The 24056-nt window shown below is 60.8% G+C and carries 24 protein-coding genes; 10 read left to right on the top strand and 14 right to left on the bottom strand.

Annotated elements, in window-relative coordinates:
• Positions 1-5: 5 nt before the first annotated feature.
• A complete protein-coding gene (locus ACR0K1_RS13960) occupies positions 6-1013 on the bottom strand; it encodes a GlxA family transcriptional regulator (protein ID WP_480851092.1) in 1008 nt (335 codons plus the stop codon).
• A 177-nt stretch (positions 1014-1190) separates the two neighbouring features.
• Here ACR0K1_RS13960 and msrA point away from each other — a divergent pair, with 177 nt between their 5' ends.
• The gene (gene msrA, locus ACR0K1_RS13955; RefSeq protein ID WP_480611869.1) at positions 1191-1862 is read left to right on the top strand and encodes a peptide-methionine (S)-S-oxide reductase MsrA; all 672 of its coding nucleotides are present in this window, start codon (positions 1191-1193) and stop codon (positions 1860-1862) included.
• On the opposite strand, the gene ACR0K1_RS13950 is transcribed toward msrA, so the two are convergent.
• Positions 1859-2731, bottom strand: coding sequence for a ribokinase (locus ACR0K1_RS13950; RefSeq protein WP_480611868.1), 873 nt, complete (start codon positions 2729-2731; stop codon positions 1859-1861). The genes msrA and ACR0K1_RS13950 overlap by 4 nt on opposite strands.
• 3 nt (positions 2732-2734) lie before the next feature.
• Positions 2735-4990 carry an NADP-dependent malic enzyme gene (locus tag ACR0K1_RS13945; protein ID WP_480612393.1) on the bottom strand — a complete coding sequence of 752 codons (2256 nt, stop codon included), beginning with the start codon at positions 4988-4990 and terminating at the stop codon, positions 2735-2737.
• A 161-nt stretch (positions 4991-5151) separates the two neighbouring features.
• Between ACR0K1_RS13945 and mutS the strand changes: the two genes are divergently transcribed.
• The gene (mutS, locus tag ACR0K1_RS13940) at positions 5152-7764 is read left to right on the top strand and encodes a DNA mismatch repair protein MutS (protein ID WP_480612391.1); all 2613 of its coding nucleotides are present in this window, start codon (positions 5152-5154) and stop codon (positions 7762-7764) included.
• A gap of 58 nt (positions 7765-7822) precedes the next feature.
• On the opposite strand, the gene ACR0K1_RS13935 is transcribed toward mutS, so the two are convergent.
• On the bottom strand, positions 7823-8386 hold the full coding sequence (locus ACR0K1_RS13935; RefSeq protein ID WP_480611867.1) for a nucleotide exchange factor GrpE: 564 nt from the start codon (positions 8384-8386) through the stop codon (positions 7823-7825).
• A gap of 10 nt (positions 8387-8396) precedes the next feature.
• Positions 8397-9461 (bottom strand): heat-inducible transcriptional repressor HrcA, encoded by a 1065-nt coding sequence (hrcA, locus tag ACR0K1_RS13930; RefSeq protein ID WP_480611866.1) that lies wholly within the window; start codon positions 9459-9461, stop codon positions 8397-8399.
• Between the two features lie 112 nt (positions 9462-9573).
• Here hrcA and rph point away from each other — a divergent pair, with 112 nt between their 5' ends.
• Genes rph through ACR0K1_RS13910 form a run of 4 tightly spaced genes read left to right on the top strand, consistent with a single transcriptional unit; the run spans position 9574 to position 12399 of the window.
• The gene (gene rph, locus ACR0K1_RS13925) at positions 9574-10287 is read left to right on the top strand and encodes a ribonuclease PH (protein WP_480611865.1); all 714 of its coding nucleotides are present in this window, start codon (positions 9574-9576) and stop codon (positions 10285-10287) included.
• Positions 10284-10898 carry an RdgB/HAM1 family non-canonical purine NTP pyrophosphatase gene (rdgB, locus tag ACR0K1_RS13920; protein ID WP_480611864.1) on the top strand — a complete coding sequence of 205 codons (615 nt, stop codon included), beginning with the start codon at positions 10284-10286 and terminating at the stop codon, positions 10896-10898. Before rph ends, rdgB begins: the two co-directional genes overlap by 4 nt.
• The gene (hemW, locus tag ACR0K1_RS13915; protein WP_480851091.1) at positions 10888-12042 is read left to right on the top strand and encodes a radical SAM family heme chaperone HemW; all 1155 of its coding nucleotides are present in this window, start codon (positions 10888-10890) and stop codon (positions 12040-12042) included. Before rdgB ends, hemW begins: the two co-directional genes overlap by 11 nt.
• 3 nt (positions 12043-12045) lie before the next feature.
• Positions 12046-12399: a YbaN family protein gene (locus tag ACR0K1_RS13910; RefSeq protein WP_480611862.1), complete on the top strand. Its 354-nt coding sequence runs from the start codon at positions 12046-12048 to the stop codon at positions 12397-12399.
• On the opposite strand, the gene ACR0K1_RS13905 is transcribed toward ACR0K1_RS13910, so the two are convergent.
• The 7 genes from ACR0K1_RS13905 to hemJ all read right to left on the bottom strand — a co-directional run bounded on the left by ACR0K1_RS13905 (position 12389) and on the right by hemJ (position 19759).
• Positions 12389-13285, bottom strand: a complete 897-nt coding sequence (locus ACR0K1_RS13905; RefSeq protein WP_480611861.1) for a ParB/RepB/Spo0J family partition protein — start codon at positions 13283-13285, stop codon at positions 12389-12391. The two genes, ACR0K1_RS13910 and ACR0K1_RS13905, sit on opposite strands and share 11 nt — an antisense overlap.
• Before the next feature lie 20 nt (positions 13286-13305).
• On the bottom strand, positions 13306-14109 hold the full coding sequence (locus ACR0K1_RS13900; RefSeq protein WP_480611860.1) for a ParA family protein: 804 nt from the start codon (positions 14107-14109) through the stop codon (positions 13306-13308).
• Positions 14102-14722 (bottom strand): 16S rRNA (guanine(527)-N(7))-methyltransferase RsmG, encoded by a 621-nt coding sequence (gene rsmG, locus ACR0K1_RS13895; RefSeq protein WP_480851090.1) that lies wholly within the window; start codon positions 14720-14722, stop codon positions 14102-14104. Before rsmG ends, ACR0K1_RS13900 begins: the two co-directional genes overlap by 8 nt.
• Positions 14719-16587, bottom strand: a complete 1869-nt coding sequence (gene mnmG, locus ACR0K1_RS13890) for a tRNA uridine-5-carboxymethylaminomethyl(34) synthesis enzyme MnmG (RefSeq protein WP_480851089.1) — start codon at positions 16585-16587, stop codon at positions 14719-14721. Before mnmG ends, rsmG begins: the two co-directional genes overlap by 4 nt.
• A gap of 12 nt (positions 16588-16599) precedes the next feature.
• The gene (gene mnmE / locus ACR0K1_RS13885; protein ID WP_480611857.1) at positions 16600-17886 is read right to left on the bottom strand and encodes a tRNA uridine-5-carboxymethylaminomethyl(34) synthesis GTPase MnmE; all 1287 of its coding nucleotides are present in this window, start codon (positions 17884-17886) and stop codon (positions 16600-16602) included.
• Between the two features lie 31 nt (positions 17887-17917).
• Positions 17918-19189: a transcription termination factor Rho gene (gene rho, locus ACR0K1_RS13880; RefSeq protein ID WP_480611856.1), complete on the bottom strand. Its 1272-nt coding sequence runs from the start codon at positions 19187-19189 to the stop codon at positions 17918-17920.
• 120 nt (positions 19190-19309) lie between these two features.
• A complete protein-coding gene (gene hemJ / locus ACR0K1_RS13875) occupies positions 19310-19759 on the bottom strand; it encodes a protoporphyrinogen oxidase HemJ (protein WP_480851088.1) in 450 nt (149 codons plus the stop codon).
• A gap of 405 nt (positions 19760-20164) precedes the next feature.
• Between hemJ and ACR0K1_RS13870 the strand changes: the two genes are divergently transcribed.
• Genes ACR0K1_RS13870 through dnaQ form a run of 4 tightly spaced genes read left to right on the top strand, consistent with a single transcriptional unit; the run spans position 20165 to position 22899 of the window.
• Positions 20165-20764 (top strand): Maf family protein, encoded by a 600-nt coding sequence (locus tag ACR0K1_RS13870; protein WP_480851087.1) that lies wholly within the window; start codon positions 20165-20167, stop codon positions 20762-20764.
• Positions 20761-21594, top strand: a complete 834-nt coding sequence (locus ACR0K1_RS13865) for a shikimate dehydrogenase (protein ID WP_480851086.1) — start codon at positions 20761-20763, stop codon at positions 21592-21594. The genes ACR0K1_RS13870 and ACR0K1_RS13865 overlap by 4 nt, the downstream gene beginning before the upstream one ends.
• Positions 21591-22184, top strand: coding sequence for a dephospho-CoA kinase (coaE, locus tag ACR0K1_RS13860; RefSeq protein WP_480851085.1), 594 nt, complete (start codon positions 21591-21593; stop codon positions 22182-22184). The genes ACR0K1_RS13865 and coaE overlap by 4 nt, the downstream gene beginning before the upstream one ends.
• Entirely contained in the window at positions 22177-22899 is a 723-nt protein-coding gene (dnaQ, locus tag ACR0K1_RS13855; RefSeq protein ID WP_480611851.1) for a DNA polymerase III subunit epsilon, read from the top strand. The genes coaE and dnaQ overlap by 8 nt, the downstream gene beginning before the upstream one ends.
• Before the next feature lie 24 nt (positions 22900-22923).
• On the opposite strand, the gene secB is transcribed toward dnaQ, so the two are convergent.
• Both secB and ACR0K1_RS13845 read right to left on the bottom strand, forming a co-directional pair.
• Positions 22924-23424 (bottom strand): protein-export chaperone SecB, encoded by a 501-nt coding sequence (gene secB, locus ACR0K1_RS13850; protein WP_480611850.1) that lies wholly within the window; start codon positions 23422-23424, stop codon positions 22924-22926.
• Between the two features lie 64 nt (positions 23425-23488).
• Positions 23489-23980, bottom strand: a complete 492-nt coding sequence (locus ACR0K1_RS13845; protein WP_480611849.1) for an FxsA family protein — start codon at positions 23978-23980, stop codon at positions 23489-23491.
• Positions 23981-24056: the final 76 nt, after the last annotated feature.

The following is a 24056-nucleotide window of genomic DNA, read 5'->3' as shown; positions in this document are numbered from 1 at the left end:
AAGCTCTAGTCCCGGCGTGTTCGATACATCGGCCAGGCGCGAAATTCGAACGGAACGCGCCCCTCGATCCGGTCCTGACTGGGCGGCAGGCCAAACCTGTTCTTGTAGGACCGGCTGAAATGCACCGGGCTGGAAAAGCCCGAGGCCAGCGCCACCTCGGCAATCGGCAATTCGGTCTGAGTCACCAGCCCACGCGCCCGATCCAGCCGGATATCCCGGTAATACAGCGCCGGGGTCTTGTGGATATAGGTGGCAAACAGCCGGTCCAGCTGACGGTGCGACAGACCCGCCTGCCGGCATATCTCGGGGATCGGGACCGGCTCTTCCAGATTGGCCTCCATCACCTGAATTGCAGTTCTCAGCCTGACGGGCACCGTCGAGCCCAGCGGTTCGCTGGTATCCGGCTGCTGCATCTCGGCGGGGCCGCGCAGCCGGTCGTGGAAGATATAGCGGGCCGCTGCGTTTGCCAGTGCGCTGCCGTGGATGCCCTGAACAATCTGCAGCCCGAAATCGGCCGCCGCCGACCCGCCGCAACAGGTGATGCGGTTGCCGTCCAGCACATAGAGGTTTTCCACCACGTCAACGCCGGGAAAAAGCTCCTGAAAGGCATCGATATGTTCATAGTGCACCGTGGCCCGCCGCCCTTTCAGCAACCCGGCCTGCGCCAGAATGAATGCCCCGGTATCCAGCGCCCCCAGGGTTGCCCCACGGCGCGCCCAATGGCGCAGCGCAGTGCCCAGCTTGGCCGTCAGGTGCTTTTCCGGCGTCCAGCTTGCGGACACGATGACAATATCGGCATCATCGGTCGTCAACGGGCGGGTTTCGATGCCAGCGCCATTGCTGGCCACGCAAAAACCGCCACCCTCGGACACGATCTGCCATTTGAAATAAGACCGGCCATCCAGATAGTTGGCTGCCCGGAACGGGTCGATGAAACCCATCGTCGCGGCCATGTTGAAGTTGGGCGCAACGATCACCACCAGCCGTGTTTCAGCCTGCGCGGTCTGTGCCATCCCGTCCCCCATGTGCATATCCCTCCTGCATCACAAGAGGCTTTTTGGCCCCGTCGCGCAAGTCGGCTGCAGCACAGCAACGGCGATAAACTCGGCTCACCTGCGCGTTATAAACCATGTCAGGCAATTGAAACCCGCAGCGACATTGGCCACCCTTTCCTGAAAAGGAGACCTGCCATGACACGGACTGCCTGCCTCGATACCGTCAAAACCGCCCTGCTGTTCACGCTGATCGCGCTGGCCGCGATGCTGCGCGCACTGCCGGCCCCCGCCGCCGGAACCGAGACGCTGACAGTGGCCGGAGGGTGTTTCTGGTGCGTCGAATCCGATTTCGAATCCGTGCCCGGCGTGATCGGAGCGGTTTCGGGATATACCGGCGGCACAGCGGCAAACCCGACCTATGATCAGGTCACAAAAGGCGGCACCGGGCATTACGAGGCGGTTCAGATCACCTTCGACCCGGCCCGCGTTTCACGTGCGACATTGCTGAACATGTTCTTCCGTTCGGTCGATCCGACCGATGCGGGCGGCCAGTTCTGTGACCGGGGCGACAGCTATCGCACGGCGATTTTCGTCTCTAACGCGGGGGAAAAGGCGCAAGCTGAGGCGGCGAAAACGGCAGCCCAATCCGCCCTGGGACAAAAGGTGGTGACGCCGATCCTGCAGCAATCGGCTTTCTATCCGGCCGAGGCCTATCATCAGGATTACTACAAGGGCGACAAGCTGGTGTTCACGCGCTTTGGTCCCAAACGCCAGAAGAACGCTTACAAAGCCTACCGCAAGGCCTGCGGGCGCGACGCTCGGGTCAAGCAGCTTTGGGGTACAGACGCGCCCTTCGCCGGGTCCTAATCGAACCGGGCGTCGCGCACCTCGCGCAAATCGGGGATGACATCTGCCGTGCCGTGCCGCGTAACCATGATGGCCGCGGCGCGGTTTGCCTGCAGGATAGCCTGTTCCATCGGCATGCCGCGATCCATGCCCGCAAGCACGTAGCCGGTAAAGGTATCGCCCGCCCCGGTCGTGTCTACGGCCTTTACCTTATGGGCCGCAAATTCCACCGGGTCACAGCCCTGCTGCAGGTATCGCGCGCCTTTTGAGCCCAGCGTGACAATCACATGCCGGACCGGCAGATCGGCTGCATCCAGACCGGTTTCCTGCTGCAACTGCGCGGCCTCGACCTCGTTCAGGATCAGGAAATCCAGATAGGGCAGCACCGCCTGCACTGCCCGCGCCTGAAACGGGGCTGCCGCATAGCAGACCGTCAGGCCCAGCCTGTGACCCAGCCGCGCGGCTTCGACCTGCGCGTTGGTTTCATTCTGCATCACCAGAATGTCGCCTGTATTGGCCGAGGCCAGCGCCTGCCCCACCTGCCCGACCTCAAGCGCGTGGTTTGCGCCGGGGTACAGCACGATCAGGTTCTCGCCCTGCGCATCCACCGCAATGATCGCGTGGCCGGTGGCGACATCGGCCTGGGTAATGTGCCGCGTGTCGACACCATATTCCGTCAGCCGGTCCTTGGCCCAGCGCCCGTCCGACCCAACCGCGCCGATATGGCTGACCCGCGACCCGGCGCGGGCCGCCGCCACCGACATATTGGCCCCTTTGCCGCCCAGAAACCGATCCAGACCATTGGCAGCAAGCGTTTCCCCCGCCGCAGGCAGATGCGGCAGGTCATAGACCATATCGGCGTTGATCGAACCGAGATTCCAGATCGTCATGGGCTACTTAATATCGCATGAGGCCAGAATGGCCATGTTCAGGATATCGTTCGCGGTCGACACGGTCGAACAGATCTGCACCGGTTTGTCGATGCCGGACAGGATCGGGCCAATCACGGTCGCCCCGCCCATCTCCTGCATCAGCTTGGTCGAGATACTGGCCGAATGCCGCGCCGGCACGATCAGGATATTGGCCGGGCCGGTCAGGCGTGAAAAGGGATAGGCCTCTTGCTGATCCACGTTCAGGGCGACATCCACGGTCATTTCGCCTTCGTATTCGAAATCGACGCCGCGATTGTCCAGAACCGCAGGCGCACGGTGCATCTTGTCCGCCCGTTCCGAGACCGGATAGCCGAAGGTCGAAAAGCTGACAAACGCCACGCGCGGCTCAAGCCCCATATGACGGGCCACAGCGACCGAGCGTTCGGCGATATTGGCCAGATCGTTTTCATCCGGCCATTCATGCACCAGCGTATCCCCGATCAGCACGATCCGGCCTTTGTGCAACAGCGCCGTTACGCCAACCGCCCCATGCGCAGCATCCGCGTCGAACACGTGATTGATCCGGTCCAGCACATGCGCCGATTTCCGCGTCGCGCCGGTGACCAGCCCGTCCCCATGCCCATGCGCCAGCATCAGCGACGAAAAGACATGCCGGTCGCGGGCCGCCAGCCGGTGAATATCCTTGCGGTCGAACCCTTTGCGCTGCAACCGCTGATACAGGAATTCCTTGTAGGTTTCGAGATGCGTGGTGTTGGCGGCGTTCACCACCTCAAGCTCGCGCACGGCGTCGCCCAGACCTGCGGCTTCGAGCTTTTCCTTCACATCGTCAGGCCGCCCGACCACCAGCGCCTTGCCAAAGCCCGAGCGCTGATACATCACCGCAGCGCGCAGCACGCGGGGATCGTCGCCCTCGGCAAAGATCATCCGGCTTTGCGCCTGCCGCGCACGGGCGTTCAAGCCACGCAGGATACTGGCGGTCGGATCCATGCGGGATTTCAGGCTAAGCTCGTAAGCGTCCATGTCGATGATCGGACGCCGCGCCGCGCCGGTGTCCATCCCGGCCCGGGCCACGGCGGGCGGGATACGGTGGATCAGACGCGGATCAAAGGGGGTCGGGATGATGTAGTCGCGGCCAAAGGTCAGCGTCTTGCCATAGGCCAGCGCCACCTCGTCTGGTACATCCTCGCGCGCCAGCCGTGCCAGCGCGTGGGCGCAGGCAATTTTCATCTCGTCATTGATCGCCCGGGCATGGATGTCCAAAGCGCCCCGGAACAGGTAGGGGAAGCCCAGCACGTTGTTGACCTGATTGGGATAATCGCTGCGCCCGGTGGCCACGATGGCATCGACGCGCACCTCATGCGCCTCTTCCGGGGTAATCTCGGGGTCGGGGTTGGCCATGGCAAAGATCACCGGATTGTCCGCCATACTGGCAACCATATCCTGCGTGACCGCGCCCTTGACGGATACGCCCAGAAACACATCCGCACCCTTCATCGCCTCGTCCAGCGTGCGCAGATCGGTGGTGATGGCGTGGGCCGACTTCCACTGGTTCATCCCCTCGGTCCGGCCCTGATAGATCACGCCCTTGGTATCGCAAACGATGCAGTTCTCGTGCTTGGCCCCCATCGCCTTGAGCAGTTCGATACAGGCAATCCCCGCAGCGCCCGCGCCGTTCAGAACGATCTTCACATCCTCGATCTTCTTGCCCGAGATATGCAGCGCGTTGATCAGACCCGCCGCACAGATCACCGCCGTGCCGTGCTGGTCGTCATGGAAGACGGGAATATCCATCTCTTCCTTCAGGCGCTGTTCGATGATGAAACATTCCGGCGCCTTGATGTCTTCCAGATTGATGCCGCCAAAGGTCGGCCCCATCAGGCGCACGGCACGGCAAAATTCGTCCGGGTCCTCGGTATCCAGTTCGATATCGATCGAGTTCACATCGGCAAAGCGTTTGAACAGGACCGATTTCCCCTCCATCACCGGTTTCGAGCCCAGCGCGCCCAGATTGCCAAGACCCAGAACCGCCGTCCCGTTCGAGATCACGGCGACCAGATTGCCCTTGTTGGTATAGTCATAGGCGGTCTCGGGGGCTTCGGCGATGGCTTGGCAGGGGACCGCCACGCCGGGGCTGTAGGCCAGCGACAGATCGCGCTGCGTGGTCATGGGGACGGTGGCCTGCACCTCCCACTTGCCGGGGGTCGGGTCCAGGTGAAAGGCCAGCGCCTCTTCTTTGGTGATCTTGGCTTTGGGCATTTTGACGGTCGTTTCCATGGCTTCGGGGCTTCCGCCTCATAGCGCAGGCGGGCCGACGCCTCAACGACAATACGTTTTCGCCTTTCGCCGCCCGTGCCGGGTTTGTAAGGTCGCGTCCGGAATACGCCGGAAGGGGGCCGCTTTTGTCCACAGTCACGCCGATGATGGCGCAATATCTGGAAATCAAACAGGCCCATGCCGACGCCCTGCTGTTTTACCGCATGGGCGATTTCTACGAGATGTTTTTTGAGGACGCGGTGAACGCCGCCGAGGCGCTGGACATCGCCCTGACCAAGCGCGGCAAGCACAATGGCAATGACATCCCAATGTGCGGCGTGCCGGTGCATTCTGCCGAGGGCTACCTGCTGACGCTTATCCGCAAAGGCTTTCGCGTCGCCGTCTGCGAACAGATGGAAAGCCCGGCCGAGGCGAAAAAAAGAGGCTCTAAATCAGTCGTAAAGCGCGATGTTGTGCGTCTGGTCACTCCCGGCACGTTGACCGAGGACGCGCTGCTGGAAGCCCGTCGCCACAACTTTCTGGCCGCCTATGCCGAGGTTCGGGATCAGGCCGCACTGGCCTGGGCCGATATCTCGACCGGTGCATTTCACGTGATGCCCTTGACCGGCGCACGGCTGAGCCCGGAACTGGCGCGGCTGGCCCCGTCGGAACTGATCGTGGGCGACGGGATGGAACCGGCGTTGAACGAAACCGCCCGCGATCTGGGAATTTCGCTGACCCCCATCGGACGCGCCAGTTTCGACAGCACGGCGGCGGAAAAACGCATCTGCGGGCTGTTTCACGTGGGCGCCTTGGATGCGTTCGGCTCTTTTGGCCGGGCCGAGATTTCCGCCATGGGCGCGCTGATCGACTATCTTGAGATCACGCAGAAGGGCAAACTGCCTCTGCTGCAAACACCGCTGAAGGAATCCGAGGACCGCGTCGTCCAGATCGATGCCGCCACCCGCCGCAATCTGGAACTGACCCGGTCGCTCTCGGGTGGCCGCGCCGGGTCGCTGCTGTCCGTGGTCGACCGCACCGTCACCCCCGGCGGCGCGCGGTTGCTGGAACAGCGGCTCTCCAGCCCCTCGCGCAATCTGGACGTGATCCACGGGCGGTTGGATGCGGTGACATTCGCCGCCGAGGACAGCCTGATCGCCTCGGACCTGCGCGAGGCGCTGCGCAAGACCCCCGATCTGGACCGCGCCCTGTCGCGCCTGTCGCTGGAGCGCGGCGGCCCCCGCGATCTGGCCGCCATCCGTAACGGGTTGACGCAGGCGGCGGCAATTGCCGAGCTCTGCGCCGGTCAGGACCTGCCCGTCCTTCTCGCCACCGCTGTACAAAACCTGACCGGCTTCGACGACCTGCTGACCCTGCTGGACGAAGCGCTTGTCGCCGAACCGCCGCTACTGGCCCGCGACGGCGGTTTCATCGCGCAGGGTTACGACACCGAACTCGACGAGGCCCGCACCCTGCGCGACGAAGGCCGATCCGTCATCGCCGGGTTTCAGCAGAAATATGCGGAACATACCGGCATCGCCTCGCTGAAGATCAAGCACAACAACGTGCTGGGTTATTTCATCGAGACCACGGCCACCCACGCCCAAAAAATGCTGAACCCGCCGTTTTCGGAAACCTATATCCACCGTCAGACCACCGCCAATCAGGTGCGGTTCACCACCGTCGAACTGTCCGAGATCGAAACCCGCATCCTGAACGCCGGAAACCTAGCGCTGGAGGTCGAAAAGCGGCTCTATCAAAGGCTTTCTGACGAAATCCTCACCCTCGCCGCCCGCCTGAATCAAGCCGCCCAGGGGCTGGCCGAACTGGACCTGACCACCGCGCTGGCCGATCTGGCGCGAGGCGAAAACTGGTGCCGCCCCCAAGTCGATACCTCACGCGCCTTCAACGTGACCGGAGGCCGCCACCCGGTCGTCGAACACGCCCTGCGCCAGCAAAGCGGCGACGCCTTCATCGCCAATGACTGCGATCTCAGCGCCGATCAGGGCGCGGCGATCTGGCTGCTGACCGGCCCCAACATGGCTGGTAAATCAACTTTTCTGCGCCAGAACGCCCTGATCGCCCTGCTGGCGCAGATGGGCAGCTATGTCCCGGCGGAACAGGCCCATATCGGTGTGGTCAGCCAACTATTCAGCCGCGTCGGTGCCTCGGACGATCTGGCAAGGGGCCGCTCGACCTTCATGGTCGAAATGGTCGAAACCGCCGCCATCCTGAACCAAGCCGACGACCGCGCGCTGGTGATCCTGGACGAGATTGGTCGCGGCACCGCCACCTATGATGGCCTCTCCATCGCCTGGGCGACGCTGGAACATCTGCACGCCGCCAACCAATGCCGCGCGCTGTTTGCCACCCATTACCACGAACTCACCGCCCTGGCCGGCAAGCTCGAAGGCGTCGAAAACGCCACCGTCGCCGTCAAGGAATGGGAAGGCGAAGTCATCTTCCTGCACGAGGTTCACAAAGGCGCCGCTGACCGCTCTTACGGCGTGCAGGTCGCGCAACTGGCAGGCCTGCCCGCCTCGGTCGTGGACCGCGCCCGCGTCGTGCTGGACCAGCTGGAAAAAACCGAGCGCGAGGGCGGCAAGCAAAAGGCGCTGATCGACGACCTGCCTCTGTTCTCAGCCGCCCCACCGCCGCCGCCCGCGCCAAAAACCTCGCCCGTCACCGAGATGCTCACCGACATCCTGCCGGATGAGCTCACCCCGCGCGAGGCGCTCGACCTGATCTACAAACTGAAAGAGGCGGCCAAACCCTGACCGCCCCTTCATCTTTTCAAAAATACTCTCGCCGAAGGCTTGGCCTCGCAGAGGCCAATCAGTTCGCTGGCGTCGACGACACCCCAACCTGCGCCGGTCGCAGCAACCGGTCATGCAGCATGAACCCTTCGGCAGAGACCTGAATGATGTCACCCGCTTTGGTCCCCGGCACCGGCGCTTCAAACATCGCCTCATGCACGTTCGGATCAAACCGGTCGCCGACCTCGGGCGTGATCACCTCGATCCCGTGCTTCTGGAACACGTCCTTCAGCGCCCGCATGGTCAGTTCGACCCCTTCGATCAGTCCGGCGGCGACCTCCTTCTGCTCATCGGTCGCGGATTCAAGCGCGCGTTTCATGTTGTCGTAAACCGGAAGCATGTCGCGCGCCAGTTTCGAGCCGCCATATTGTTCAGCATCGCGGCGCGCCTTGTCGCCCCGTTTGCGCGCGTTTTCAGCATCCGCCAGCGCGCGCATGAACTTGTCCTTGTAATCGTCCCGCTCGGCCCGCAGGGCGTCAAGCTCCAACGCCTCTTCGCTGATGTCGATCAGCTCCTCGGCCAGTTCTTCCGCCTCGGCGGTTGCGATGTCATCCAGAAAATCTTCGTTCTTGGGCTTTGCCATCTCTTACCCTCTAGCTCCGGTCGGATATCAGCTTGCCGACCAGTTGCGCCGTATAATCCACGATCGGCACGATCCGTCCGTAATTCAGACGTGTGGGCCCGATGACCCCGACCGCACCGATTATCTTACGATCAGCGTTCATATATGGAGACACCACCAAAGAGGAACCCGAAAGTGAGAAAAGTTTGTTCTCAGACCCGATAAAAATGCGCACACCTTCGCCTTCTTCGGTCAATTCAAGGAATTCAGCGATGTCGCGCTTGCGTTCAAGGTCATCAAACAGGGTACGGATCCGGTCAAGCTCTTCGGCCTGACCCGGTTCGTTCAACAGATTCGCCCGTCCGCGCACGATCAGACGGGCCGAGTCGCCGTCATCGCCGTCCCACGCAGCAATGCCGCTGTCCACCATCTGCCGGGCCAGCACGTCAATCTCCTGCTTGCGCGCATCGATCTGAGACAACATCTGACGGCGCACTTCGCTGATCGTCCGCCCCTCGATCAGCGCATTCAGGAAATTCGCCGCCTCGCGCATGGAACTGGGCGTCTGCCCCGGCGGCGGCGTGAACAGGCGGTTTTCCACATGCCCGTCCGAGAACACCAGCACCACCAAAGCCCGGTCATGGCCCAATGAGACAAACTCGATATGCTTGATCTCGGCTTCGTGCTTGGGTGTCAAAACCAGCGAGGCCCCTTGTGTCACGTGGGACAGGGCCGAGCCCACACGGTCCAGCATTCCGCCCACATCGCCCGCGTTAGAGCCTAATGTCTCGTCCAGTTTCTGCCGGTCATCAGCACCCAGATCGCCGACTTCCAGCAATCCGTCCACGAACATCCGCAGCCCCTGCTGCGTAGGAATGCGGCCGGCGCTGACATGCGGGCTGTCCAGCAGGCCCAGAAATTCCAGATCCTGCATCACGTTGCGCACGGTCGCGGCGCTGACCTTTTCCGACAGCGTGCGGGTCAGCGTGCGGCTGCCGACCGGCTCGCCGCTGTCCAGATAGCTTTCGACGATCAGCCGGAACACCTCACGCGACCGGTCGTTCATCTCAGCCAGAATTTTGCTCGCTTCGCTCATCGGCGGTCCCCTGCTGAAACGCCATTAAATCGCAGGCAAATGAAAGGTCAATCGGGGTTGCATCGTATCGCTGCGGGACGGTATCCCCAAGCCAGCAGATAAAGGAATTTCCATGCGACCCTCTGGACGTGATCTAAACGAAATGCGCGCCGTTTCAATCGAGACGGGATTCACCAAACATGCCGAAGGCTCTTGCCTGATCAAGATGGGCGACACCCATGTGCTGTGCACCGCCACGATCGAAGATCGCGTGCCGCCCTTCATCAAAGGGTCCGGGCTAGGCTGGGTCACGGCCGAATACGGTATGCTGCCCCGCGCCACGAATACGCGGATGCGGCGCGAGGCTGCTTCGGGCAAGCAAGGCGGCCGCACCGTGGAAATCCAGCGCCTGATCGGCCGCGCCCTGCGCGCCGGGGTCGACCGGGTCGCCCTGGGTGAGCGCCAGATCACCGTCGACTGTGACGTGATCCAGGCCGATGGCGGCACCCGCTGCGCCTCGATCACCGGCGGTTGGGTGGCGCTGCGTCTGGCGGTGAACAAGCTAATGAAAGCGGGCGACGTGATCTCTGACCCGCTGGTCGATCCTGTTGCCGCCGTGTCCTGTGGCATTTACGCGGGCCAACCGGTGCTGGATCTGGACTATCCCGAGGACAGCGAGGCCGGGGTCGACGGCAATTTCATCATGACCGGTTCCGGCAAGCTGATCGAAGTGCAGATGTCAGCCGAGGGCTCCGTGTTCAGCCGTGCCCAGATGGATCAACTGATGGATCTGGCCGAAAAGGGCATCGGCGAACTGGCCGCCGCGCAAAAGGCCGCCACCGCATGACCCGCAAATTCACCGGTGACCGGCTGCTGGTCGCCACCCACAACACAGGCAAGCTTGAGGAGATGGCACATCTGCTCGAACCCTTCGGCGTGAGCGTTGTGGGCGCGGGTGAGATGAACCTGCCGGAACCGGAAGAGACCGAGGATACCTTTGTCGGCAATGCCCGGATCAAGGCCCATGCCGCCGCACAAGCCACCGGCCTGCCCGCCCTGTCGGACGATTCCGGCATAACCATCGACGCGCTGGACGGCGCGCCCGGCGTTTATACCGCCGATTGGGCCGAAACCGGCAATGGCCGCGATTTCCTGATGGCGATGACCCGCGCGCATAATGAGCTTGAGGCGAAAGAGGCGGCCCACCCGCGCAGGGCCCAGTTCCGCTGCACGCTGGTTCTGGCCTGGCCCGATGGCCATGACGAAGTGTTCGAAGGCATCGCCCCCGGCCATCTGACCTGGCCGATCCGGGGCAAGGACGGGTTCGGCTATGACCCGATGTTTGTCCCCGACGGTCACGACATTACCTTTGCGCAGATGGATCGCTGGGAAAAGAACAAGATCAGCCATCGCGGCCGCGCGGTGGAGATGTTCGTGAAAGGCTGCTTTGGCGGATGATTGGCGCAACGGGGGCTTTGGCCTGTACGTGCACTGGCCCTTTTGCGAGGCCAAGTGCCCCTATTGCGACTTCAACAGCCATGTGTCGCGTAATATTGATCAAAAACAATGGCTTGCCGCTTACCTTACCGAACTGCGCCGCTCGGCAACCGAAACGCCCGACCGGGTTCTGAACACGATCTTCTTTGGCGGCGGCACGCCATCGCTTATGGACCCTGACACCGTGGCTGCGGTGATCGACGAGGCCCGCGCGCTTTGGTATCCCGCCAATGACATGGAAATCACGCTCGAGGCCAATCCCGGCTCGGTCGAGGCTGGACGCTTCGCCGCCTATCGCGACGCGGGTGTGAACCGGATTTCCATGGGTGTTCAGGCGCTGAATGACGAAGACCTGCGCCGTCTGGGCCGCATTCACACCGTGGCCGAGGCCCGCGCCGCGTTCGACATTGCCCGCACCTGCTTTGAGCGCGGCAGTTTCGACCTGATCTATGCCCGCCAGCACCAAACCCTGGACGCATGGCGCGCGGAACTGACCGAGGCGCTGTCGATGGCGGTCGATCACCTGTCGCTCTATCAGCTGACCATCGAAGAAGGCACCGCCTTTGGCGACCGCTATGCCGTGGGCAAACTGCGCGGCCTGCCCGAGGATGACCACGCCGCCGATATGTATCTGGCCACGCAAGAGATCTGCGAGGCGCATGGATTGCCCGCCTACGAGATTTCGAACCACGCCCGCCCCGGTGCGGAATCGCAGCACAACCTGATCTATTGGCGCTACGGCGACTATGTCGGGATCGGGCCCGGCGCCCACGGGCGGATTACGGTGAAGGGTCAGAAAGTTGCAACTGAAACTTATCTGTCCCCGCAAAAATGGCTGACGGCAGCCCTTGGCGGTTCAGGCGAGAAGCAACGCAGCGCGTTGTCCGCTTCAGATCAGGCAAGTGAATACCTTATGATGGGGATGAGAGTAAGCGAAGGACTAGATGTTGATCGATACGGTGCACTCTCAGGCACGGTGCTACCGCAGCCCAAGATCGACCACCTGACCGAGATCGGCATGACCGCGCAGCAAGGCAACCGACTGTTTGCAACCAAGGACGGGCGAGCGGTCCTGAACGCCGTGATCCGGGAGCTGTTGGGATAGAGCATGCACTATGTCTGGGCCACTCTGGGATTGCTCTGCGTCGCGCTTGCGATGATTGGCGTGGTTCTGCCCCTGCTGCCGACCGTCCCGTTTCTGCTGCTGGCTGCGTTCTTCTTCGCCCGGTCCTCATCCCGCCTGCACAACTGGCTTGTCAGTCACCGCACCTTCGGGCCGATGATCCTCGACTGGCAAAGCTCGGGAGCCATCCGGCCCGCAGCCAAAAAAGCGGCCACCCTGTCGGTCGCCGCTGTCTTTGCCTTGTCTCTGGCGCTTGCCCTGCCCTCGCACGTGCTGATCATTCAGGCCATCGTGCTGGGCGGGGTCATGGTGTTTATCTGGACCCGCCCTAACGGCTGAGCTTGGCACACAGATCGTCCAGCTGATCGAGGTTTTCATAGGTCAGGATCACCTGCCCGGTCTCGGATCCCGGCTTGTGATTGATCGACACTTTCATCGCCAAAATCGCCGAAAGGTCCTTTTCCAACGCCCGCGTATCCGCGTCCTTACCTGCATCTAGGTTTCTGGATCGCGGGGCCGCCTGCGGGGTGTCGCCCTGCTGTTGCTTTTTGACCAGCGCTTCAGTCGCGCGCACCGACAACCCGTCCTTGACGATGAGTTTTGCCAGGTCTGACGGGTTCTCTGCAGTAATCAACGCCCGCGCATGGCCTGCGGACAGTTTCCCTTCGATGACCAGCGCCTGCACATCCAACGGCAGGGACAACAGGCGCAGCAAATTCGCGATATGGCTGCGGCTTTTCCCCAGCGCCTCGGCCAGTTTTTCCTGTGTGTGGCCGAAACGGTCCATCAATTGCTTGTAGCCCGCCGCCTCTTCCACCGCGTTCAGATCTGCGCGCTGGATATTTTCGATGATGGCGACTTCAAGAACTTCGGTATCGTCGAAATCCCGCACAATCACTGGAATATCGTGCAGCTGCGCCATCTGCGCGGCCCGCCAGCGGCGTTCGCCAGCAACGATCTCATAGTCCCCACCGCCAATTTCGCGCACGATCAGAGGCTGGATGATGCCTTTTTCCTTAACCGATGCGGCCAGTTCATCAAGCTGCTCGGGCAGAAATGTCCGGCGCGGCTGGTTCGGGTTTGCGCGCAACTTCTCGATCGGGACCTTCAGATCGGGCCGCCGGGGCTCGGTCGGGGATCGCTCTGCAACGTCCTGCGTAACATCGGCCATCAGCGCCGACAACCCGCGCCCCAGCCCTCTTGGTTTTGTTTTTTTGGAGTTCACGTGACTCTCCTTAGTGCCACTTATGCGGCGGCTTTATTGTTTTTGTGCATGACCTCGCGGGCCAGGTGCCGATAGGCCATCGCCCCCAAAGACCCCGAGTCATACTGCAAGACCGGCAGCGCATAAGACGGCGCCTCGCTGACCCGCACATTTCTGGGTATCTTGGTTTTAAATACCATCTCACCCAGATTGTCACGTGCATCCTTTTCGACCTGACGGGACAAGTTGTTGCGGTTGTCATACATGGTCAACACAACACCTTCGATTCTCAGGTCCGGATTCGCTGTCTGGCGCACCTCGCGGATCGTCAGCATCAGTTGCGACAGACCTTCCAGCGCAAAGAACTCGCTTTGCAGCGGAACAAGCACGGAATGCGCAGCCACCATTGCATTGACGGTCAGCAGATTCAGCGATGGCGGGCAGTCGATCAGCACAAAATCCAGATCAAACTGGTCAATCGCTGTCTGGCGCAACGCATCATGCAGCAGATAGCTGCGTTTTTCATTGGAAATCAACTCGATATCCGCTGAACTCAGGTCGACAGTGGCGGGAACGACAAACAATCCGCCAATCTCGGTCTCCTGCACCACCGCCTCCAGCGGCGCGTCGTCCAGGATCAGGTCGTAGGTCGTCCAATCCCGATCCTCGACCCCCAGCCCTGTCGATGCGTTGCCCTGCGGATCCAGATCCACCACCAGGACTTTACAGCCGGCTTCGGCCAGCCCTGCTGCCAGATTGATCGCCGTTGTGGTTTTTCCGACTCCGCCCTTTTGATTGGCGACCGCAATAATCCGGGGCCCGGTGGGGCGAGACAGATCAACCACGTGATACTCCTTTAATCTTAAGGATTACGGCTTGAGGTTCAGTTAAACTTGTAATCGGCTCGGCTTGGAAATTCCATTCCTTGCGCGCCTCTGCCAGTTCTTTTTTCCAGCTTGCGCCTTTCGGCAACAACGCGGTGCCGGTCTTGCTTAAATGTCTGTCACAAAAGGACAATAGCGTAGGTAAATCTGCCAGAGCACGGGCGCTCAGGATATCCGCAGTCAGGGGTTCAACAGCTTCGATGCGCCGGGATACCACCTTGCAGGAGACGCCGCATTCCCTTGCGACAGTGCGCAGAAAAGCAGATTTACGCTGATCGCTTTCGACGAAGGTGAACTGCGATGTGGGGGAGTCCTCAACCGCCATGATTGCGCAGACCATACCGGGAAACCCGCCGCCGCTGCCCAGATCAGCCCAAGTGTCAAACCCCTCGGCACACCGATAGACCTGCACGGAATCCAGGATATGCCGGGTCCAAATGTCGGTCAGGCTATTGCGGGATACCAGGTTGATCCGGGGATTCCAGCGCTTGACCTGCTCAACATACATCTCCAGACGCGCGAATGTTTCACGTGAAACATCCAACCGCTCAAAACTGGCATAATCAACTGTCATGCCTTGCGGACTTTCTGGTCCCGCCGCAGTTTTGCCAGAACCAATGTCAGGGCGGCCGGCGTCACACCCTCAACCCGGCTTGCCTGCGCAATGTTGGCGGGTTTGGCCTGAGACAGTTTTTGCTTCATTTCAGATGATAGCCCGTCCAGCGCGAAATAGTTGAATTCTCGTGGGATTTCATAGGATTCATCCCGCTTCATCGCCTCAACATCGCGCTGTTGCCGGGCGATGTAGTTTGCATAAAGGGCGTCACGCTCGACTTGCAGGCGGATATTGGGTTCGACATCTTCCAGATCCGGTATCAGGGGTAGCAAATCCTCGAATGAGACATCCGGAAACGCCAAGATCGCCATACCGTCCCGCCGATTTCCATCCTGATTAACATTGATACCCGCCGCGCGGACCTCTTTCGGGGTATAAGTGCGCTCCGTCAGCTTGGACTTTGCTGCATCCAGTTGCTCGGTTTTTGCCTCAAAATGGCGCCGCCGGGTGTCGCCGACGCAACCAATCTGCAATCCAACAGGCGTCAAACGCTGATCCGCGTTATCCGCGCGCAGGGACAGGCGGAATTCGGCGCGCGACGTGAACATCCGATAGGGTTCCGCCACACCCCGCGTCGTCAGGTCGTCGATCATCACACCGATATAGCTGTCGGCGCGGGTGAAATGTATGGGATCGCGGCCCTGAACGGCCAGAGCCGCGTTCAGACCAGCGACCATACCCTGCGCCGCAGCCTCCTCATATCCCGTGGTTCCGTTGATCTGTCCTGCGAGGTATAACCCCGGGGCATCCGGCAGAGACAGCGAGGCCGTCAAAACTCTGGGATCAATGTAGTCATATTCAATGGCATAGCCGGGCTGTAGAATGTCAGCCTGCTCCAATCCCTTGATAGACCGGACATAATCCAGCTGAACGTCTTGCGGCAGTGAGGTCGAAATGCCGTTCGGGTAAATCGTGTGATCATCGACACCTTCGGGCTCCAAGAACACCTGATGGGAGTCCTTGTCCGCAAAACGCACGATCTTGTCCTCGATCGACGGGCAATATCGCGGGCCCACCCCTTCGATATGGCCGCCATACATCGCGGATTTGGACAGGTTCTGTTCGATGATCTCATGCGTTCGGGCATTGGTATGGGTAATGCCGCAAGAGATCTGTGGCGCCACGACCGAGGTGGACAGAAAGGAAAACAAGGTGGGTTCTTCGTCCCCGTGCTGCTTTTCCAGATCACTCCAGTCGATTGTGCGCCCATCCAGACGCGGCGGGGTTCCGGTTTTCAGACGCGCCATGGGCAGGTTGTAGCTATCCAGACGCTCCGCCAGTTTGACGGACGGACGATCGCCCATGCGTCCACCGGGCCGCGATACATCGCCGATGTGAATAACGCCGCGCAAGAAGGTGCCCGAGGTCAGGATAACCGAACGCGCCGGGACTTCCGAACCATCCGCGAGTTTTACCCCGGCGACACGGTCGCCTTCCATCAGGAAATCAACAACTTCACCGACAAGTACCGAAAAGTTCGGCTGGTTTTGAGTTTCCTGCTGCATTGCCGCGCGGTATAGGGCGCGATCCGCCTGCGTTCTTGGCCCCTGAACGGCAGGTCCCTTGCGCCGGTTCAGCAACCGAAACTGAATTCCCGCCCGGTCCGCGACGCGCCCCATGACGCCGTCCAGCGCATCAATCTCGCGCACAAGATGCCCTTTGCCCAGGCCACCTATGGCCGGGTTGCAGGACATGACGCCAATGTCGCTGGCTGACAAGGTGACCAAAGCCGTCGTTGCCCCCATGCGGGCCGCGGCATGGGCGGCCTCGGTCCCGGCATGGCCAGCTCCGATGACGACGACATCAAATCTTGAATGTTTCACGTGAAACACTCCTTACTTACCCAGGCAAAAACTGGAGAATATTTCGTCCAGCAGGTTTTCGACATCTATGCGACCGACCAGTGATTCAAGCGCCCGAATAGCTGTCCGAAGCTCTTCGGCAGCGATATCATACAGGTCCGGGCCTGATTCCAGAACCGTCATTGCCGCCTGCAGTGCATCAGCCGCATTGATGATCGCAATGCGGTGGCGTTCGCGGGTTGCAATACCATAGCTGGTGGATCTCTCACTCAAGACATACGAAATCTGGGAAATCAGAGCGTCAATCCCCTGCCCCGTCCTTCCGGAAATCCCGCCAGAAGCCTCAGGCCGGAGGTCCGCTTTCGGCAAAACCTGAATGTCCCCGTCTTGCATCGCAACACCCAGCTGGTCGGGTGCGTCGGTCAAAAACACCCGAAGATCCGCCTGATCTGCGCGTTTGCGGGCCAGTTCGATCCCCAGATTTTCGACATAATCCTCGGTCTGCCGCAAGCCTGCCGTGTCCAAAAGGGTCACCGGAAGGCCCGCCAGATCCATCCGCACTTCGATCACGTCCCGCGTGGTTCCCGCGTATTCTGATGTAATCGCAGCTTCGCGCCCGGCGAGCGCGTTCAGTAAGGTGGATTTTCCCGCGTTGGGCAGGCCGACAATCGCGACTTCGAATCCGGTGCGAATCCGTTCGGCGATTTTGACGCCATCTGCCTCGCGTTGGAGATCAGCAATCACTCCGGTGACAAGCATGCGCGCTTCCGGTGTCACATCCGTGGGCACATCCTCATCCGCGAAATCGATCACGGCTTCCAACAACGAGGCTGCCCGGATCAGGTCGCGCCGCCACCGTTCCGCCAACGTGCCCAACCCGCCTGCCAGAATGGTCTGCGCCTGTTTGCGTTGTGCTTCGGTTTCCGCGTCGATGAGGTCCGCCAGACCTTCGACCTGCGTCAGGTCCATCTTGCCGTTTTCCAGCGCCCGCCGGGTGAATTCGCCTGGCTCTGCCATCCGCAGGCCCTCGGTCTCGGACAGGCAGCGCAAGACCGCATTGACCGAAGCCGTGCTGCCGTGGATTTGCAGCTCGGCGACATCTTCCCCCGTAAAGCTGGCCGGAGCCTGAAATGTCAGGACCAGCCCGTCGTCCAGGCGCGATCCGTCCCGGTCCCGCAGGGTGCGCAGGTTCAGCCCGCGCGGCGGCAGGGCGCTGCCGGTCAGACCCGCCGCAGCCGCATGCGCATCCGGTCCGGACAGGCGGATAACAGCAACGCCAGCTTTGCCCTGCGCGCTGGCCAAGGCGAATATTGTATCCATTCGAAGGCCTCGCTTGGGTTCAAGACCTGTGTCAGGTGTTCATCGAATCGAAGAACTCACCGTTTGTCTTGGTCTGTTTCAACTTCGACAGCAGGAACTCGATCGCGTCGGTCGTGCCCATCGGGTTGAGGATGCGGCGCAGGACAAAAGTCTTGGCCAGATCGCCCTTGTCGACCAGCAGGTCCTCTTTCCTTGTGCCGGACTTGAGGATGTCGATGGCCGGGAACACGCGCTTGTCTGCAATCTTGCGATCCAGCACGATTTCCGAGTTACCGGTGCCTTTGAATTCTTCGAAGATCACCTCGTCCATCCGGCTGCCGGTGTCGATCAGCGCGGTGGCGATAATGGTCAGCGAACCGCCCTCTTCGATATTCCGCGCGGCACCAAAGAACCGCTTGGGCCGTTGCAGGGCGTTTGCGTCCACACCACCGGTCAGAACTTTGCCCGAGGATGGCACGACGGTGTTAAACGCTCTACCAAGTCTTGTTATCGAGTCTAGAAGAATAACAACATCTCGTTTGTGTTCGACCAAACGCTTGGCTTTTTCAATCACCATCTCGGATACGGCCACGTGGCGTGTTGCCGGTTCGTCGAAGGTGGAGGACACAACCTCACCCTTCACCGAGCGCTGCATATCCGTCACCTCTTCCGGGCGTTCGTCGATCAGCAGGACGATCAGATAGCACTCGGGGTGGTTCTGTTCGATCGAATGGGCGATGTTCTGCAGGATCACGGTTTTACCGGTCCGCGGCGGCGCCACGATCAGCGACCGCTGACCTTTCCCGATGGGCGCGACAAGGTCGATCACACGGGCGGATTTGTCCTTGATGGTCGGGTCTTCGATTTCCATCTTCAGACGCTCGTCGGGATACAGAGGCGTCAGGTTGTCGAACAGGATCTTGTGCTTGGCTTTCTCGGGGTCTTCAAAGTTGATCTTTGTGACCTTGGTCAGCGCAAAATAGCGCTCATTCTCATCGGGTGCCTTGATCTCACCTTCGACGGTGTCCCCGGTCCGCAGCGAGTGCAGACGGATCATGTCGGGTGACACGTAGATGTCATCGGGACCGGGCAGATAGTTCGCCTCAGGCGAGCGCAGGAAGCCGAACCCGTCCTGCAGCACCTCGAGCACCCCATCGCCGCCAACGGTCCAGCCCTCATCCGCGCGTTCGCGCAGGATCTGGAACATCATCTCGCCCTTGCGCATGGTCGAGGCGTTTTCGATCTCCAGATCTTCGGCCATCGCCAGAAGGTCTTTAGGGCTTTTGGCCTTCAGATCGGCCAGATTCAGGGATTCAGTGGACATGATAGATACCTTCACCGCTAGCTGCGGCACGAAGTGGAATTTCAGTACGGAAGATACGCCGCCCGGACGGGCGTGTTGATCCCTACATAAGCGCGACCGCCTGCGGAGTCAAACAAGCCCTCAGAACTTCAGAACGACCGCCAGAACGATGATAACCATCAAAACGGTCGGAACCTCATTCATCATGCGATACTGCCGCCCAGTGAGCTTGTTTCGCCCCTCAAGGAAATCCTTGCGCCGGGCCATCAGCCAGTGATGGAACCAGGTCATGCCGATGACCGCAGCCCCCTTCACCCAGGGCCAGGCCCAGTCCCAGGCAACGATGCCTGGCGTGAACACCATAATCAGCCCGCAGACCCAGGCGACGATCATTGCCGGGCGCATGATCACCCGCAGTAACTTCTCCTCCATTTCAAAGAAGATAGTCTGAGCGCCTTCGACCATTTGCGCCTGTTCCACGTGATAGACGAACAGCCTGGGCAAATAGAACAGACCGGCCATCCACGAGATTACGGCCATGATGTGAAAGGCCTTCACCCAAGGGTATAGCGAGAAAAGAAGATCGGTCATTCCGGCCTCGGGGTGTTGTTCGGAACCCTCCCTAATAAAAAAATAAGAAAAGAAAAAGGATGATGGTTTTGTAGGGTGCAGGATTTCCGTGGATAATTTTTTTACCCGTCACTTTTCCCCAAGTGGACAGAATTCCCGGATTTTCTGGCGATTCTGTTGGTTTTCTGGAAAATCATTTAATTTCATACGCTTATCTTACAATTTTCCATCTCGTTTTGGGGATAACTCACGGGGTATCTGCGGAAATCCCGGTTATCCTGGCTGGGCAACTTATCCTTGTCCCGGATGGACAGAGTTCGGGCGACTCGGGGAAGTTTTGCGCGAAAATCCCGGGGTTGCGTGTCAACCGGAAAACCATACAAACCGTTCAGGAACACTCAATGATTTGCACACGGGGTTGTCCACATGTCTGTCCCCATCATCCTGGCCTCGGGGTCATCGATCCGCGCGCAGTTGCTGGAAAACGCGGGCGTGCCGTATTCCGTTCAGGTCGCGCGCGTCGATGAAGAGGCGGTAAAGGCCGACCTGCAGGCCGAAGGCGCGCCACCGCGGGATGTTGCCGATGCTCTGGCGGAAATGAAGGCCCGCAAGATCAGCGACAAGGTGCCGGGTGCGATGGTTCTGGGCTGTGATCAGGTGCTGGATTTCGAAGGCCGTCTGCTGTCCAAGCCGGAAACGCCGGAACAGGCGCTGGCGCAGCTCAAGACGATGCGGGGTAAGCGGCATATGCTGCTGTCGGCGGCGGTGATCTATCAGGACGGTGAGCCGATCTGGCGGCATGTCGGGCAGGTGCGGTTGCGGATGCGCGCCAGCTCGGATGCGTATCTGCGCGATTACGTAGCGCGGAACTGGGACAGTATTCGCCATGCGGTGGGGGCGTATAAACTCGAGGAGGAAGGCGTGCGGCTGTTTGCGACCATTGACGGCGATTACTTTAACGTTTTGGGTATGCCCCTGTTGGAACTGCTCAACTATCTGGCTGTCAAAGGGGTGATCGATCAATGACGGACTACCGGGTTCCTCTGGCCGGGGTGATCGGGCATCCCATCGGGCATTCGCGGTCGCCCAAGCTGCACGGGCACTGGCTGAAAACCTATGGGCTGCCGGGGCATTATGTTCCGATGGATGTTGCCCCCGCCGATCTGGAAACCGTCCTGCGTACCCTGCCCAAGGCCGGGTTTGTCGGCACCAACGTAACCGTTCCGCATAAAGAGGCGGCGTTGCGCATCGCAGATCATGTGTCGGACCGGGCGACCGTCATTGGGGCGGCGAACACGCTGGTGTTTCGCGAGGATGGCTCGATCCATGCCGACAATACCGACGGTTATGGCTTCATGGAAAACCTGCGCAGCGGTGCGCCTGACTGGAACGCGCAGGATGGGCCTGCCGTGGTGTTCGGCGCGGGTGGGGCCGCGCGGGCGGTGCTGCAATCGCTAGCCGATGCCGGCGTGCCCGAGATTCTGCTGACCAACCGCACCCGCGCGCGGGCGGATCATCTGAAAGAGGAGTTCGGCCAGCGCATCACTGTGATCGACTGGGTGCAGGCGGGCAATGTCATCGAAAACGCGGAACTGGTGGTCAACACGACCTCGCTGGGGATGCAGGGCCAGCCGGACCTGCGGGTGCCGCTGGACGGTCTGCAGCCGGGCGCAGTTGTCACCGATCTGGTCTATACGCCCGTGAAAACAAGGCTTTTGCAGCAGGCGGAAGAGGCCGGGTGCACCACCGTGGATGGCCTCGGCATGCTGCTCTATCAGGCCATTCCCGGTTTTGAACGCTGGTTCGGCGTGCGGCCCGAAGTGGATGAGGATCTACGCGCGGCGGTCCTGGCATGAGCTTCGCGCTTGGCCTGACCGGCTCCATCGGCATGGGCAAAAGCACCACGGCGCGGATGTTTGTGGACGAAGGGTGTGCGTTGTGGGATGCGGATGCGGCGGTGCATCGGCTCTATGCGCCGGGCGGCGCGGCGTTTGCGCCGATGGGCGCGGCTTTCCCTTCGGCCATTCGGGACGGTGCCGTCAGCCGCGATGCGCTTAGAAGAATTATTGCCGACGATCCGGCAGCGCTGCAGGTGATCGAAGGTATCGTGCACCCTTTGGTGGCCGCAGACCGGGCCGCGTTTCGCGAAACCGCCAGGGCGGATATTCTGGTCTTCGACATCCCCCTGCTGTTCGAGACCGGCGGCGAGGTGGCGATGGATGCGGTCGCCTGTGTCTCGATCCCTGCCGCGGAACAAATGCGCCGGGTGATGGAACGCGGCACGATGACCGGGGCGCAGTTCGAACAGATCCGTGCCAAACAGATGCCCAACGACGAAAAATGCGCGCGGTCGGATTATGTGATCGTGACGGATACGCTGGACCACGCCCGCGCGCAGGTGCAGGATGTGGTCAGGCAGATACGGGCGGGGCTGGCAGATGCGTGAGATTGTACTGGATACCGAAACCACCGGGTTCGACCCCGAAAGCGGCGACCGGATTGTCGAGATCGGCGCGGTCGAGCTGTGGAACCACGTGGCGACCGGTGAGACTTACCATGTCTATATCAACCCCGAACGCTCGATGCCCGAAGAAGCGTTCGGCGTGCACGGCATCGGCCCGGACCTGCTGGAAACCCCGCGCCCAGCGGAAAAGGGCGAGGTGACGCTGAAGGACAAGCCGGTCTTTGCCAAAGTCGGTCAGGGCTTTCGCGATTTCGTGGGCGATGCGAAACTGGTGATCCACAACGCGTCCTTCGACATGAAATTCCTGAACGCGGAACTCAAATGGATGGGCCTGCCGCCCATTCCGACGGATCAGGCGCTGGATACGCTGGCGATTGCGCGCAAACGGTTTCCGGGCTCTCCGGCCTCGTTGGATGCGCTGTGTCGCCGGTTCAACATCGACAACTCGAACCGGGTGCTGCACGGGGCGCTGTTGGACTCGGAGATTCTGGCCGAGGTCTATCTGGAACTGATCGGCGGGCGGCAGCCGAATTTCGGGCTGTCTGCCTCGGCGTCTTCGGGCAGCGGGGGCGGCGATGACTGGCGTCCGATGCCACGTGAAACGGCACTGCCGTCGCGGATCACCGACGAAGAACGCGCAGCGCATGAGGCGTTTGTGAAAAAACTGGGCGAAAATGCCCTGTGGACCCGCGCCTGATCCGGTCAGGCGCGGGTCAGACACTCAGGCGTCGGTCTTTTGCGCCTGCTCGGCCTGACGGCGCATCAATTCGTTGCGGTACAGAGCCACAAAATCGATATTGTCCAGATTCACCGGCGGGTAGCCGCCATCGCGGGTGATGTCGCTGACGATGCGGCGCAGGAACGGGAACAGCATGCGCGGGCATTCGATCAGCAGGAACGGATGCATCTGATCTTCGGCAACGCCTTCCACGTGGAACAGGCCGCAATAGTCGATCTCGCACAGGAACAGCACGTCTTCCAGGCCTTTGGCCTTGGATTTCAGGTTCAGCTTGATCGAAACCTCGAATTGATGCTCCTGCTGGCGCTTCTTGGCATCCAGGTTCACCTGAACCTGAATTTCGGGCTGCACTTCGCCCGACACACCCTTTTGCGCCATCACGTTTTCAAACGACATGTCACGGATGAACTGTCCCAGAACACGCATCTGAACCTGAGGGGCAGCTTGGGCCGCAGTGTTTTCTGCGGCGTTTTCTTCGGCCATGGATCTACTCCAAAAATGAAATTCGCCACTGCTTAGCAAGTTGGGCGCGGCACCTCAATGCAGGTCACGGGCCTTCGACCCATTTCGAAGGTTTCGACGGGTCCCTGCGCGGGCGGACTTCGGTGAATTCGCCATCAATGATATCGCCCTGATCCTGCGCCGCGCCGCGGCTGTGAAAGCCCGGCCCCGGCCCCATCTGGCACTGGGCCACGGTGACTTTGGACTTCAGATAGCGGAATACACCCATGCGCACGGCCGGAATAAGCAGGGCAAAACCAACGGCATCGGTGAAAAAGCCCGGCGTCAGCAGCAATGCGCCCGACAGCAGGATCATTGCGCCATGGGCCAGCGGTTCGGTCGGGTCGTCCAGCTCGGCAAAGGACCGCTGCAGTTGTCCCAGCGCCATGCGACCTTGTGTCCGCACCAAAAAGGTCCCCAAAACCGCTGTCAGAACGACAATTGCAAGGGTTGGCCACAGGCCGATCAGGCCGCCGACCTGAATGAACAGGGCAATTTCGATGATCGGCACCAATAAAAATGCCAAGAACAGATACATTTGCGCTATCCTTTCCATAAGGCCGGGCTGTGGACTTGCCGCCCCCTGTCACCTACATAGTGGCATGAGGCCGCGT

Source organism: Ruegeria sp. F5 (assembly GCF_056533845.1).
Note: the sequence above shows the minus strand (reverse complement) of the source record. Positions and strands in the feature narration are given on the sequence as shown.

What these genes read in the sequence shown, in the direction of transcription:
- dnaQ (WP_480611851.1), top strand. Translation starts at nt 22,177, where the DNA reads ATGCGTGAGATTGTACTGGATACCGAAACCACCGGGTTCGACCCCGAA.
- rsmG (WP_480851090.1), bottom strand. Translation starts at nt 14,722, where the DNA reads ATGACAGTTGATTATGCCAGTTTTGAGCGGTTGGATGTTTCACGTGAA.
- rph (WP_480611865.1), top strand. Translation starts at nt 9,574, where the DNA reads ATGCGACCCTCTGGACGTGATCTAAACGAAATGCGCGCCGTTTCAATC.
- ACR0K1_RS13865 (WP_480851086.1), top strand. Translation starts at nt 20,761, where the DNA reads ATGACGGACTACCGGGTTCCTCTGGCCGGGGTGATCGGGCATCCCATC.
- mutS (WP_480612391.1), top strand. Translation starts at nt 5,152, where the DNA reads ATGATGGCGCAATATCTGGAAATCAAACAGGCCCATGCCGACGCCCTG.
- ACR0K1_RS13870 (WP_480851087.1), top strand. Translation starts at nt 20,165, where the DNA reads ATGTCTGTCCCCATCATCCTGGCCTCGGGGTCATCGATCCGCGCGCAG.
- ACR0K1_RS13910 (WP_480611862.1), top strand. Translation starts at nt 12,046, where the DNA reads ATGCACTATGTCTGGGCCACTCTGGGATTGCTCTGCGTCGCGCTTGCG.
- ACR0K1_RS13845 (WP_480611849.1), bottom strand. Translation starts at nt 23,980, where the DNA reads ATGTATCTGTTCTTGGCATTTTTATTGGTGCCGATCATCGAAATTGCC.
- hemJ (WP_480851088.1), bottom strand. Translation starts at nt 19,759, where the DNA reads ATGACCGATCTTCTTTTCTCGCTATACCCTTGGGTGAAGGCCTTTCAC.
- ACR0K1_RS13935 (WP_480611867.1), bottom strand. Translation starts at nt 8,386, where the DNA reads ATGGCAAAGCCCAAGAACGAAGATTTTCTGGATGACATCGCAACCGCC.
- secB (WP_480611850.1), bottom strand. Translation starts at nt 23,424, where the DNA reads ATGGCCGAAGAAAACGCCGCAGAAAACACTGCGGCCCAAGCTGCCCCT.
- rho (WP_480611856.1), bottom strand. Translation starts at nt 19,189, where the DNA reads ATGTCCACTGAATCCCTGAATCTGGCCGATCTGAAGGCCAAAAGCCCT.
- ACR0K1_RS13960 (WP_480851092.1), bottom strand. Translation starts at nt 1,013, where the DNA reads ATGGCACAGACCGCGCAGGCTGAAACACGGCTGGTGGTGATCGTTGCG.
- ACR0K1_RS13945 (WP_480612393.1), bottom strand. Translation starts at nt 4,990, where the DNA reads ATGCCCAAAGCCAAGATCACCAAAGAAGAGGCGCTGGCCTTTCACCTG.
- rdgB (WP_480611864.1), top strand. Translation starts at nt 10,284, where the DNA reads ATGACCCGCAAATTCACCGGTGACCGGCTGCTGGTCGCCACCCACAAC.
- coaE (WP_480851085.1), top strand. Translation starts at nt 21,591, where the DNA reads ATGAGCTTCGCGCTTGGCCTGACCGGCTCCATCGGCATGGGCAAAAGC.
- msrA (WP_480611869.1), top strand. Translation starts at nt 1,191, where the DNA reads ATGACACGGACTGCCTGCCTCGATACCGTCAAAACCGCCCTGCTGTTC.
- hrcA (WP_480611866.1), bottom strand. Translation starts at nt 9,461, where the DNA reads ATGAGCGAAGCGAGCAAAATTCTGGCTGAGATGAACGACCGGTCGCGT.
- mnmE (WP_480611857.1), bottom strand. Translation starts at nt 17,886, where the DNA reads ATGGATACAATATTCGCCTTGGCCAGCGCGCAGGGCAAAGCTGGCGTT.
- ACR0K1_RS13950 (WP_480611868.1), bottom strand. Translation starts at nt 2,731, where the DNA reads ATGACGATCTGGAATCTCGGTTCGATCAACGCCGATATGGTCTATGAC.